Origin of the sequence: Shewanella sp. MMG014 (assembly GCF_018100775.1) — a bacterium.
GTDB lineage: Bacteria > Pseudomonadota > Gammaproteobacteria > Enterobacterales > Shewanellaceae > Shewanella > Shewanella japonica.
The window spans coordinates 22,342-34,523 of the sequence record NZ_JAGJDZ010000009.1 but is presented as its reverse complement, the minus strand read 5'-3'; the positions used below and the strand labels follow the sequence as shown (position 1 = coordinate 34,523).

The following is a 12,182-nucleotide window of genomic DNA, read 5'->3' as shown; positions in this document are numbered from 1 at the left end:
GTAGCCCCTCATTACACATGGCTAAAATCTCGCTCAATTCCCAGTAAAGGGAATACATAAATAATAAATGGGGTTCAATATGAAAATGTTTAAAACTGCTGCAGCTTTAGCTGTCGGTGTAGCGTTGCTTACGGGTTGCAACGACGAAACAAACAACTACTATCCAGGTGAACCAGCACCTGAAACAACAGATGTACGCATCGGTGCTTATAACTTGTCATTTGACAGAAACACCTTTGAAGATCTTGTCGCTGAAATGGCGTTAACCGTCGCAGAGCAAGATGAATTAATGGAGAAATGGTTCGATGAGTCACTTAGCGACGAAGAACTAGCTGTTGCAGAAAAGGTTATTCAAATTCGCAACGTTGCAGCAATTATCCAAACTGAACGACCTGCAATCTTATGGATGGGTGAATTCAATAACGACGGGACAGCAGAAAGCCAACAAGCAATTCAAGGTTTCCGTTTAAACTACCTGACTGTGCCACAAAATGCGTTAGGTTCAACATCTGAAGAATTTGAAGCCCTTGAGCCAATACAGTTTGGTTATTTTGAAAACTTCGCCACAAATACTGGCCTATTAAGTGGTCACGACTTGAACCACGATGGTAAAGTTGCCCTTCCTGATGATGCTTGGGGCTTTGGCTTCTACCACGGTCAATATGCATTCAGCTTACTGTCTCAATACCCAATTGATACAGATAACATCCGTACTTTCCAAGACTTCAAATGGAAAGACATGCCAGGCGAAACCAACCCAACCATCATTAACTGTGAAGACGAAAACAATCCGATCCCAGAAGGTAAGGCATGTGGTGATGAATGGTACAGCGCTGAGGCATGGGCAGAAAAGCCAATGTCATCTAAGAACCATGTTGATGCCCCTATTATCATTCCTACAGCAGATGGCGATAAAGTCATTCACTTATTAATGTCGCACCCAACACCACCTATTTTCGACACTGTGACTGAAAACAACAAGTTACTTAACCGTGCTGAAATCAAATTCTGGGATGATTACACATCTGGTGAAGGTAGCTATATTTACGATGATGAAGGTAACAAAGGCGGTATCGATAGCGATGCATCATTTGTGATCTTAGGTGACTTGAATGCTGATCCAGAATCTGGTGACGGCTACTTAGATACCATCAAAGACTTAATGTACAGTGACCAAGTTAACCAACTTGCTACTCACGGAATTTACGCACCAAGTAGCTTAGGCGGACCAGAGTGTTTGTCTAACGGTGAATGTAAAGAAGAAAACTGGGGCACTAAGTACCCAGATCTTGTGACCAGCACATCTGGTTTACGCTTAGACCACGTTATCCCTTCAAGTGACTTGAATGTGACTGACTCAGGTGTATTCTGGCCAGCGACTTTTGAAGAAGGTCGTCTAATGATGAATGACGAGCGTGTAGGTAACTGGGGCGGCGGCGGAAAATCCGTCTCTTCTGATCACCGTTTAGTCTGGATTAACGTAGAACTTTAATCCGTCAATATAGTAAGCTGAAACAGTTTATTTCTAATACAAAAGCCCGCAAGCATTGCGGGCTTTTTGTATCAATTTAGTGATGAAAAATCAGTATCAATTTCTTGCTGTAATTTCTCTAACTCATCTAGTATGCGTAAAAACTTTTGGCCAAAGTCAGTTACCTTGTACTCAACTCTTGGTGGAAGCTCGTTGAAAGTGATTTTTTCTAAAATACCAAACTCAACATTTCGCTTTAAACACACATTGAGCACTTTTGTGGTTAAGCCCTCAACATGACTCACCATAGCCCCAGGTCGATTGATACCATTTGCCAATAACTGATACACAGTCAGTGACCACTTACATCCATAAATCGCCTCAACCATACGCGCACTTTTATTGGGTGCTGACTTCTTTGAAAATAAATTTTCTTTTGTTTTCATAAATATGTACCAATAAGTACCTATGACACTAAATTGTGCCTACTTTTCAATAGCCTAAAGCGTTTATTAAACTGAGTCTATAGGCAATATAACTCAAACAATTTGGAGTCAACTGATGAACAATTTAACACCATCACTCGATGCGTTTTCAGCCATCGTCTTAGGCGGTTCAAGTGGCATAGGGTTAGCAAGTGCTAAGCGTTTGCTTGCTCAAGGCATCAACACCTTAATTGTCGGCAGTTCAGTAGATAAATTAATCGCAGCTAAAACCGTATTAGATGAAATACCTTCAACAGCCACACTACAAACCCTGCAAGCAGATTTATATCAAAGTGATGATATCGCACAACTCATCAGTATCATTGAACAAGCACAGCATCACATTCAATACTTTGTTAACGCAGCAGGTAAATTCATCCCAACCGCCTTTTTAGACCACCAGCAATCAGATTACGATAGTTATATAAACCTGAATCGTGCGAGTTTTTTTATCTCCCAAGCAATCGCTAAAAACATGCGTCAATATCAAGCTGGCACTATTGTACATGTTGGCTCAATGTGGGCTAAACAAGCGATTAAAGCAACGCCATCATCTGCTTACTCTATGGCAAAAGCGGGTTTGCACTCACTAACTCAGCATATGGCAATGGAGCTAGCTGAATACAATATTCGAGTGAATGCAGTCTCCCCCGCTGTGGTCAACACCCCTATCTATGGGGCATTCATTGAACCTGATGCAATGGATGAAACCTTAGCCTCTTTCAATGAGTTTCACCCCATTGGCAGAATTGGTACCTCAGATGATGTAGCGGCAACAATCGACTTTTTACTCAGTGAGCAATCCAGTTGGGTTACAGGCGCCATATGGGATATTGACGGCGGAGTAATGGCAGGTAGGAATTAACCACAAAACAGAATATCTTCTCGATTTTCTAACCAAAGCGGATGTTTAGTCATGACTTTACTGAACATCTTGCTTTGCAAATAACGGTTCAGCCAAATACGTAAATGAGGATATGGAGCGTGTAGATACCATTGGCGCTCAACCCGGGCAAATTGACGAATAAACGGCAGTATTGCAATATCTGCTAAGCTTTCTCTATCAGCCATTAAAAAGCGATGCTGTGACAGTAATTCTTCCAACTTAACGATGTACTTTTCGCAAGCTTGTCTGCATTCCACAATATTAGATTCACTATAACGTTTAGCGCATTTGTAGTTTTCTAAACAGCGCTTAAACTCGCTATCAAAGATGTAGATTAACGCCAGCATGCTATCTAAAGTGTCATCATCGGCAAACAACAAGTCATCAGGATCGCCTTGGGTCAACGCCCATAACATCACTTCAAAACTTTCTTCTATAATAGTACCCGTTGGGGTCACAACGACTGGCACAGTGCCTTTAGGCGATACTGATAGCATTTCAGCGGGTTTGTCGCTTAATACTAAGTCTCGCAGTAATACAGGCTGTTTTGACTTATAAATGGCAATACGAGCTCGCATTGCAAACGGACAATTTCTTAACGAGTAGATTACAGGTAAATCCATGATTTTATTCATTGTTGTCTTGCTTCCCTTACAACTTATATACGGGTTTACTAATTAATTATGTACTTTAACCATATTCATTCGCAACATATACGGGTAACATCCCCCCATTAAAATTAACTGAGAACCTTATAAAGCATGAAACCTAAGATTGAATTATTAGCCCCAGGTGGTGATGTCGATGCAATTAAAGCGGCAATTATAGCTGGAGCAGATGCTGTTTATTGCGGCCTAGATACTTTTAATGCCCGTAACCGTGCTGCTAATATTTCATTCGATCAGTTAGTTGGCATAATTAGATTGGCTCATCAATATGACTGCCAAATATTTTTAACCTTGAACATTGTGATTTTAGAGCAAGAGTTTAAAACACTCATAAAACTACTCAACAAATTGGTTAACACCACATTAGACGGCGTTATCGTTCAAGATATGGGCTTACTGTACGTATTGCGTAAGCACTTCCCTACGCTGGATATTCATGCATCAACTCAGTTAACCACTCATAATGCTGGCCAAATTCCATTTTTAAAGACCTTAGGTGCAACCCGAGTTAACTTATCTCGAGAATTAAACTTAAGAGAAATAACCGCACTTGCCACGGTAGCAAAAGAGCACGATACCTTATTAGAAGTGTTTGTTCATGGCTCATTGTGCGTGGCATTTTCAGGGCTTTGTTACTCAACCTCTGCTAGTGCAGGTAACTCAGGTAACCGTGGCCGCTGCAGCCAAGCTTGTCGTGAAGAATACGAAACCACTGAGTCGGGCAATAACTTCCCGTTAAACATTAAAGATAACTCAGCATTTTTTGACTTACCTAAACTCATTGATGCGGGGGTTTATTCCTTTAAAGTTGAAGGTCGGATCAAAGGCGCAAGCTACGTTCATACCGTTATCGAGAGTTTCCGTAAGCAAATCGATGGCTATATAGAAACCGGAGAACTCACCCAAGATGGCGAACGACTTTATAAAGTCTTTAACCGTGATTTCACCAATGCATTTTTACGTGGTGACTTAAACCAATCGATGTTTATTGATAACCCACGTGATAACTCTAAAAATCACTTGGTCGATAAGCTTAAAGCCGAAAAAGGCGAATCGATTTCAGTCGTCCAAATCCATGACGCACAGCAACAATTGCAAGTGGATAAAAAACAAATCAATGCCTCGGTCGATGACAAAATTGCGCATTTGAGTATTGAAAAAATTAAACTCAAGTTAACGTTTGCCAGCGAACAAGAAAAGCCCTTAACACTGACAGTAACCACTGAGCAAAATAGCAGTGATTTAAGTGATATTGACTCGAAGACAATTGTGTTGAGTTCAACTAGTTTAATGCGCCCGAGTGAAAAATTAAGCGTTGATCAAGAAGCCATTGAAAAGCGCTTTAAAAATATTAATAACGCCAACTATGATTTAGTCGAGCTAAACACCCAAGACCTCACTGATGGCATGAGTATCCCTTATCGTGAAATCACCACGCTGAAAAATGAGTTATTAGCTTATTTAAACGATGGTATTGAAGTCATCCCAGAAGTGGAATTGCCAAAGCTTGCACGCCACCCAAAACCTGAAGGCCAAAAGCCGGCGCTTTCAATGTTGATTTGTGATGAAGCCGACGCAGATTTAGCCAACATCACTGACGGGGATATTTACTTTAAATTACCCGATGCTTATAAACGTGGTTGCACCAAGTATGTCGACTTTTTACAGCAAAATCCTCGTCTAATACCTTGGTTCCCGCCTGTGCTAATTGGTAAAGATTACGATGTCGCATTGAATATTCTTGAGCAAGTGAAGCCGCCGTTAATCGTTACGAACAATACTGGTATCGCTTATCATGCTAATCGATTAGGCATTAAGTGGATTGCTGGGCCCTTCCTAAATACGACTAATTCATATGCACTATTAGCATTACAAGAAGGCTTTGAGTGTAGCGGCGCTTTTATTTCAAACGAAATCAATCGCCAACAAATTAAGCAAATAGCCAGACCAAATAACTTTAAGATGCTCTACAGTATTTATCATCCAATTTTATTAATGGCTAGCCGTCAGTGTTTCTTCCAGCAAAGTGTTGGCTGTGAAAAGCCAAGAATTGATAATGGCTGTATGTTGTCCTGTGACAAATCAACTAGCATCAAAAACCTGAAAGGCGACTCATTTGCCATTGATAAACAAAAAGCAGGTTACCCAAGTATTTATAATCAAGATCAATTTTTAAATACTGACATTATTGAAGATTTAAGCCATATGTTTGATGGCTTTATGATTGATCTAACCAATATTGGTGCTGGCGATAGAGAGTCACCTGATAAAGTGGCGCTCATTAAGCAATTTGAAGCCTTACTCGATGGGCATCGTAATGCCAGTGATACGTTAGCCGAAATGGTGCCAGAGTCTACTTATCTGCAATACCAAAATGGTTTGTAAGTCTGACTGCATTATGACTTAGCAATAAAGATACTATCTAGCCCTGCTTACTATTTTGCAGGGCTTTTTTATGCCCATAACAAACTGAAAGCCTTAAATTTAACGCTAGCCCACACAAAAACTGCAACAAATTGTATCACCTAACATTAACTCAATTGTTCATTAATCCCGCTTAAACACTTGTTTAAATTAAGGTTTTTATACTCCTTAGCATATCCTCCTAAAAAACATCTCTAAGCAGTTGTTTTAGCTACTTTAAATCTCATTAAGTTTGCATTACATTCTTGACACATTTTGAGATAAACGTCACGTTTAGCTCATTTTTGCGACATCAGCAGTTAATAATAAGAAGAACTATGAACACTCATACTGCAAGCAATAAAGAATATTTATTTCCATCAGATACCCCACTCGTTTCCAGTACCGATCCCAAAGGGATTATTACCCATTGCAACCAAGCTTTTATCGATACCAGTGGTTATAGCCGCGAAGAGCTCATTGGTAAACCACACAACCTAGTTCGCCACCCTGATATGCCAGCAGCCGTTTTCGCCACTATGTGGAAGACACTAAAAGCAGGAAAAGTGTGGATGGGGCTAGTTAAAAACCGTCGCAAAAATGGCGATTACTATTGGGTCAGCGCGTTTGTTACCCCAGTATATGATGGCAAAACCTTAGTGGGTTATGAGTCAGTACGGGTTAGCGCCGAACCATCAGAAAAACAGCGAGCAGCCAAGGCTTATTTACGGATTCTCGCAGGGAAATCAGCAGCCCCATTAATGACTCAGCTAAGTCATCATCTGGTAAAGATACTGCCAATTGTTCTACCTAGCCTAGCGCTGATGGGATACTTCGGCTTTCAAGGCTATCACACTGGGTTATTTGCAACGCTGGCAACAGCTTTGCTTAGCAGCTTATGGAGTCTTAAACAGCAATCCAGTTATTGGCAGCACCTACTGGATATCAGCCCTAAATCGTTCGCAGACGCTACCGTAGCCCAAACCTACTTTGACGATGTCGGCATGAGTGCTCAAGCAAAGCTTGCCTTTATCAGCGAAATGGCAAGGTGCCGCACCGCGTTAACTCGCATTAACGAGTCGGTTTCGGGTTTAGGTGACATCTCTAATATCAGTAAAACCCAAGTCGCCGTCACTCAGACCTCCGTAGAACAACAAGGTATTGCCACACAACAGATTGCTTCAGCTATCACCGAAATGTCTCAAGCGATTCAAGAAGTCGCCCAAAAAATTGAGGAAAACTCTCATAGCGCTGAAAACGCCATTCAATTTGTGGATGCAGGTTCAAAGCTGGCTGATGAATCCTTGTCATCAATTCATCAACTCAGTCATACCGTCGACAGTATTGCTGTTACCGTTAAGGAATTAGCTGACTCAACCGCTGAAATCGGTCAAGCCGCTAATCTCATTTCATCCATTGCAGATCAAACCAACCTATTAGCGTTAAATGCTGCTATTGAAGCGGCTCGCGCAGGTGAGCAAGGCCGCGGTTTTAGTGTGGTTGCTGATGAAGTCCGCGCCCTAGCTTTGAAAACTCGTGAATCAACCGACCAAATTCACAGCGTCATTAACCAGCTCTCACAAAGAACCACCAGCGCTGTAGAAATGTCGACCCAAGGTGAGCTTGCAGCAAAACACGGTGTGGAAGTCGTTGAAAATACCCGTAATGCCCTGAATGAAATTAAAGATGCGGTGGTTAATATTACCGATATGACCTTTCAAATGTCCTCTGCTGTCGAAGAACAAAGCGCCGTGGCCGAACACATTAACCAACAGATTATCGATATCGCAGACGGCGCATCTGAAACTGCCAATGCAGCGAATAAATCGCTTACAGCCAGTGAATCACTTGAAAACACTATCGGCATTTTTCATTCGCTGATCAGACGATTTAGAGTTTAAAAGTTTGGTGCGCGGCGCGCTACACTCCCCCGTGAGTGCTGCGCATCAAGCTTTCTTGTTGTATTAATATAACCCTGCCCTACAGCCCTAGCACTATGATGACCGAGTCGTTATAATCCCTGTCTTAATGCAGACCCATCTCTTTCAGACCTAGGAGCTATTTTTGGCACACACTTACATCCCATTAGATGCATACAAGCGCAAGTGGATTTTTAACCATAAAGATTTACCTGTGTTAGATACAGATAAAGCGTTAATCAAGCCACTTACCGATAAGAGTGCGATGACTGTCTGGAATCAATGGATAAGTAATAAGTGTAATCGTGCTGAATTATTCTCTAAAGGTGACTGGGCGGCCAAACAAGACGCTTGGAAACAAACTGAACATTGGCAATCTGCATGGGACTCTGATGACAATGCATTGCTAGAGCCCATTGCTGAATTTATCGATTGGGACGACGATACCCAAGTGTTCTTCTGCTATGAAAAATACCAAATTATTGAAACCACTTGGGCGGTATTTGCCCGTAATTGGAAAGCATTTTTGTTTTTCGATGACGGTCCAATCCTGATTGCTCCCAAGAAAAAACAAGCAATCATGTTTGAACAAAATGGACAATATAAGCTAGGGATGCGCAGCTAAAAACCGATTAGCCACGTTTACTCAAACTTATCAGCGTGGCAAGGGCCTGTTGATCTTTCAAGGTTATTTTTGCAGCGAATTGTTATCCATTTATACAAGGCAGAGACTTTGTGGTGTAGTTATTCTACATAAAAAGTCGATAACGCAGTAAAAATGGACAACAAACGCTGCCCAAAGGGGTCAACTAAAAGTGTTTTACTCTTTGTTGGATGAATCTTTTTAAATAAAGAAGTGCTTAGATGACTAGGCATCAATCCATCCGCCTTAATTAAAACACTTTTATTTCGAACAAAACTTAACCAGCAAAGATCAACAGGTCCTATCAATACAATTATAAAAAGAGTCCTCTATGAAAGCATTTTCAACAATCGCTCTAACCGCTGTTCTTTCAACAAGTTTATTTTCATCGACGCTAGTACAAGCTAAAACCGTATCAGGTGTCGAACTTGAAGATAACCTGACAATCGCAGAGCAGTCTCTTGCATTAAATGGCGCAGGTGTACGCAGTAAATTCTTTATGGATTTGTATGTTGGCAGCCTCTATATCCCAACGCCAGCAACCGATTTAACGTCTGTATTAGGACAACCAATAGCTGTTGTTCGCCTTAACATTACTTCTGGCATGATCACCTCAGATAAAATGGTCGATGCCATTAACGAAGGGTTTGATAGCGCAACTGACGGTGACATTAGCCCAATACAAGCTGAAATCACTCAGTTTATGGGCCTATTTACTGAAGAAGTCAGCAAAGGTGATCAATTTACCTTTGTTACTCATAAAGGTGCTGGCGTAACCAGTTTTAAAAACGGCGTGGAACAAGCCACTATTGAAGGCGAAGCATTTAGACAAGCATTGCTGAAGATTTGGTTAGGTGACGACCCTGCACAAAAAAGCTTACGTAAAAATATGTTGGCTAAATAGTCTATCGATAGATTGGTATCATAAGCCTTTCATGCAGATGTAAGGCTTTCTCGTTTTAAGATAAGAATATTTATTACCAAGCTAAAAAAATTTTTTATGTGGTATTTTCATACTTGTACAAATAAAATTTAGCCACTTGTAAAATTAGATAGAAACTCTGACATTAAGGCTCAAGAGTTAAAGGTTTTGGTTCTTCTTTTCCAAAATAATTCCAATCAACCAAATTATATTCTTTATGTTTGATAGCTTGCATGAAGTTAAAAAAGTACTGTCTGACGACCGCAGAATCTTCAAAATTTGCATAAATTGTAAGACTATAATCACTTTCCTTGACGATAATACTGAAACTATTGTTCCCTAATACACCATAGTCTTTGCCATTAATGTCGTAAACAAAGTCTGTGTCTCTGTAAAATGCGACATCCTTAATAAACAACGTCTGCCAATTTTCAAACCAATTAACATCTACGGTTTTTTTAAAGCTTTCTTCGTCAAAAATTTTATCGCACTGGAGTATTGATGGTGTAATTTCATAACCTTTACGAACAATGTCATGAACTGTATTTTGATAAAACATTTCTAATTTTTGACGTTGCTCATGATTTAATATCTCTATGATTTTAGGACCCAATGGAGAACTATTAATTTCATTGAGTTTCTTATTTCCAAATCTATCCACTGTAATTAAAAATGCAATACCTCTATCTTCTGAACCAAAAAACCAAGTGTTTTCAGGAAATGGCTCTATTAGTGTGAAATCAGTCAGATCAATAACAGGAATGACTGAGTTAATTACTTTAATAGAAAATGGAGTATCTCTTTTAATAGAGTCCCAGTCATTTTTTGACCATGTTAACTCTAATCTTTTTGATGTCAGGTACTCATTTACTGGTTCGCAAAAACTTGAGTATGATTTGTCTTTGGCAAAGGCGTTAAACGAAGCTGCTAACAGTAAAATGAAAATCCATTTCTTCATATATATCCTTTTTGTAGATATTAGAATTACCTAACCAGCTTCACATCTCTTTATACTGTTTTAGCTTTGAATCTGATATTTAGAATCGAATATCGAACGCTAAACCAATTGCGGCTTGATTTTCTAGCTCATCAGTCACTTCAGGCTGACTTAACTCCATTTCGCTGTTAAAGAAATATCCGCCGTAAGCATTCACTGTCGCTTTATTACTAATATTCCAGCCCGCTCTTAAAAAGCTCACCCACTCTTCCACTTCAATGGTTTGCTCAGCATCTGAAATCAAAAAGCGCTCTGTGCGTCGAGATGTCCCTAAACCAAAATCCCACTTTTCATTCAAATTATAAGTCAACTCAAGACCAGCAGGTCCACTAAAGCCCGCTTCAAAGGGGTTACCTAGCGTTAACTTATCAGTAATTTTCCAGCGCACGGCAATGTAAGGTACGGTTTTAACTTCTGAAATATCATTAAGATATGCCACACCAAAGCCGAGCATGTTGCCAGACTCAAAACGATACATCGCCGAGCCAACTACACCATAGCTTTGTGCATCTGAAGATGATGCGGTATTGGCATAAGAATATTGCAGCTTAGGCGCAACCATAAACATCCAATTTTGATTTGGACGGTAAATCAGTGACAAACCCGCACTGTACTTATTGATTGAATTCCAAGGCGTGACTTGGCCGTTCAACACACCGCTATCGATGTTTTTAAAGCCATAATCTAAATTGTCGTAACCAATATTAGCGCCGATCATCCACTCTTTGTTGATAGGCATCGCACCCGATAACTTTAAGCGCCAAACATCACGTTGTAACTCAGCGTTAGTGTCACCCACTTGGGCTGAGTCTGTGGAAGTGCGCGAGACATGAAACTTAAACGGGGAGTAATCTCTCGCGATAACTTGAGGAGCAAGGAGAAGTCCAGCAAGCGCTGTTAACTTAACCACTTTTTTAACAGAACTTACGTCAAGCTGATTAGCCTGGAACAAGCTTGGAATAACTTTCATTAACTGCTTCCTTTCTCATTATTATTGTGGTCGAAATGATTAATATTCAATAGCAAAAGGTAATACCAAGGCACTACCAATTTGGATCACAATTTCAATATATTATGAGATATTACACAGTTTTAGCATGACACAAAAGCACTGATTTACATTCAAATCTTAAATACGGTGAGCCGTTAAAAATAGGTTAACGCTATCGTTTATATATTGCTCTCGATCTGCAATTAAATCGCTCACATCTAAGCCTAGCTCTAGTCGAAGCTTTACCTCACCAAACAACATTAAACATAACCTCACGGCACAGTCATGCGGCTTTTCAAAATAAAAAACGCCTTGTTTGTTGACTTCATCCAAGTACTCACTTAATAAGCCCAATATGTGTTTGGGGCCAGCATCAAAATAAAGCTTGGATAAATTCGGGTGAGTTTCAGCATGAGCCAAACAGGTTTTAAATACAGCAACGACTTCATCACTAATGATTAGCTCGCCAAACTGGTGCGCAAAGGTACGAATTGTATTTTCAGGATTTGTCGCGTCTTCTAGTAAGTTGCCCGTTAACTGATGAACAACACATTTAGATTCGATAGCAGCAATAAACAACTCATCTTTAGATCCATAGTGAGAATAAACCGTTTGCTTTGATACGCCTGCCTTCTTCGCCACCATATCCATACTGGTGCTCGGAAAGCCTTGAACACAAAAAAGCTCAATGGCCGATTGCAGTATCGTTGCTTTTTTTTGCTCACTTCTTGTTCGCGGCAAGTCATGATTACATGTCACTGGAATATCAGAAATTTTGCTCATAAACTCTTCTTTTT

At 40.3% G+C, this 12,182-nt stretch carries 11 protein-coding genes; 6 read left to right on the top strand and 5 right to left on the bottom strand.

The window, feature by feature from the left end:
• Positions 1-79 precede the first annotated feature (79 nt).
• A complete protein-coding gene (locus tag J8L86_RS14710; protein ID WP_065108565.1) occupies positions 80-1,492 on the top strand; it encodes an endonuclease/exonuclease/phosphatase family protein in 1,413 nt (470 codons plus the stop codon).
• A gap of 71 nt (positions 1,493-1,563) precedes the next feature.
• Here the strand turns inward: J8L86_RS14710 and J8L86_RS14705 are convergent, their stop codons facing one another.
• Positions 1,564-1,917 carry a winged helix-turn-helix transcriptional regulator gene (locus J8L86_RS14705; RefSeq protein ID WP_055025080.1) on the bottom strand — a complete coding sequence of 118 codons (354 nt, stop codon included), beginning with the start codon at positions 1,915-1,917 and terminating at the stop codon, positions 1,564-1,566.
• A 115-nt stretch (positions 1,918-2,032) separates the two neighbouring features.
• Between J8L86_RS14705 and J8L86_RS14700 the strand changes: the two genes are divergently transcribed.
• Positions 2,033-2,821: an SDR family oxidoreductase gene (locus J8L86_RS14700; RefSeq protein WP_211030912.1), complete on the top strand. Its 789-nt coding sequence runs from the start codon at positions 2,033-2,035 to the stop codon at positions 2,819-2,821.
• On the opposite strand, the gene J8L86_RS14695 is transcribed toward J8L86_RS14700, so the two are convergent.
• Positions 2,818-3,477 carry a glutathione S-transferase gene (locus J8L86_RS14695; RefSeq protein WP_065108568.1) on the bottom strand — a complete coding sequence of 220 codons (660 nt, stop codon included), beginning with the start codon at positions 3,475-3,477 and terminating at the stop codon, positions 2,818-2,820. The genes J8L86_RS14700 and J8L86_RS14695 overlap by 4 nt on opposite strands.
• Positions 3,478-3,603: 126 nt before the next feature.
• Here J8L86_RS14695 and J8L86_RS14690 point away from each other — a divergent pair, with 126 nt between their 5' ends.
• From J8L86_RS14690 to J8L86_RS14675, 4 genes are all read left to right on the top strand, one after another.
• Complete coding sequence (locus J8L86_RS14690) at positions 3,604-5,895, top strand: peptidase U32 family protein (protein WP_211030911.1); 2,292 nt, start codon at positions 3,604-3,606, stop codon at positions 5,893-5,895.
• 356 nt (positions 5,896-6,251) lie between these two features.
• Positions 6,252-7,814: a PAS domain-containing methyl-accepting chemotaxis protein gene (locus J8L86_RS14685; RefSeq protein ID WP_211030910.1), complete on the top strand. Its 1,563-nt coding sequence runs from the start codon at positions 6,252-6,254 to the stop codon at positions 7,812-7,814.
• Positions 7,815-7,977: 163 nt separating this feature from the next.
• Positions 7,978-8,457, top strand: a complete 480-nt coding sequence (locus J8L86_RS14680) for a DUF2947 domain-containing protein (RefSeq protein ID WP_055025085.1) — start codon at positions 7,978-7,980, stop codon at positions 8,455-8,457.
• A gap of 349 nt (positions 8,458-8,806) precedes the next feature.
• Positions 8,807-9,379: a chalcone isomerase family protein gene (locus J8L86_RS14675; protein ID WP_065108571.1), complete on the top strand. Its 573-nt coding sequence runs from the start codon at positions 8,807-8,809 to the stop codon at positions 9,377-9,379.
• Between the two features lie 163 nt (positions 9,380-9,542).
• On the opposite strand, the gene J8L86_RS14670 is transcribed toward J8L86_RS14675, so the two are convergent.
• The 3 genes from J8L86_RS14670 to J8L86_RS14660 form a co-directional block, all read right to left on the bottom strand.
• Positions 9,543-10,355: a hypothetical protein gene (locus J8L86_RS14670; protein ID WP_211030909.1), complete on the bottom strand. Its 813-nt coding sequence runs from the start codon at positions 10,353-10,355 to the stop codon at positions 9,543-9,545.
• Positions 10,356-10,434: 79 nt separating this feature from the next.
• Positions 10,435-11,364 carry a DUF6268 family outer membrane beta-barrel protein gene (locus tag J8L86_RS14665; RefSeq protein WP_211030908.1) on the bottom strand — a complete coding sequence of 310 codons (930 nt, stop codon included), beginning with the start codon at positions 11,362-11,364 and terminating at the stop codon, positions 10,435-10,437.
• A gap of 159 nt (positions 11,365-11,523) precedes the next feature.
• Positions 11,524-12,168 carry a TetR/AcrR family transcriptional regulator gene (locus J8L86_RS14660; protein ID WP_055025088.1) on the bottom strand — a complete coding sequence of 215 codons (645 nt, stop codon included), beginning with the start codon at positions 12,166-12,168 and terminating at the stop codon, positions 11,524-11,526.
• Positions 12,169-12,182 lie beyond the last annotated feature (14 nt).

What these genes read in the sequence shown, in the direction of transcription:
- J8L86_RS14695 (WP_065108568.1), bottom strand. Translation starts at nt 3,477, where the DNA reads ATGAATAAAATCATGGATTTACCTGTAATCTACTCGTTAAGAAATTGT.
- J8L86_RS14705 (WP_055025080.1), bottom strand. Translation starts at nt 1,917, where the DNA reads ATGAAAACAAAAGAAAATTTATTTTCAAAGAAGTCAGCACCCAATAAA.
- J8L86_RS14690 (WP_211030911.1), top strand. Translation starts at nt 3,604, where the DNA reads ATGAAACCTAAGATTGAATTATTAGCCCCAGGTGGTGATGTCGATGCA.
- J8L86_RS14685 (WP_211030910.1), top strand. Translation starts at nt 6,252, where the DNA reads ATGAACACTCATACTGCAAGCAATAAAGAATATTTATTTCCATCAGAT.
- J8L86_RS14710 (WP_065108565.1), top strand. Translation starts at nt 80, where the DNA reads ATGAAAATGTTTAAAACTGCTGCAGCTTTAGCTGTCGGTGTAGCGTTG.
- J8L86_RS14700 (WP_211030912.1), top strand. Translation starts at nt 2,033, where the DNA reads ATGAACAATTTAACACCATCACTCGATGCGTTTTCAGCCATCGTCTTA.
- J8L86_RS14670 (WP_211030909.1), bottom strand. Translation starts at nt 10,355, where the DNA reads ATGAAGAAATGGATTTTCATTTTACTGTTAGCAGCTTCGTTTAACGCC.
- J8L86_RS14665 (WP_211030908.1), bottom strand. Translation starts at nt 11,364, where the DNA reads ATGAAAGTTATTCCAAGCTTGTTCCAGGCTAATCAGCTTGACGTAAGT.
- J8L86_RS14660 (WP_055025088.1), bottom strand. Translation starts at nt 12,168, where the DNA reads ATGAGCAAAATTTCTGATATTCCAGTGACATGTAATCATGACTTGCCG.
- J8L86_RS14675 (WP_065108571.1), top strand. Translation starts at nt 8,807, where the DNA reads ATGAAAGCATTTTCAACAATCGCTCTAACCGCTGTTCTTTCAACAAGT.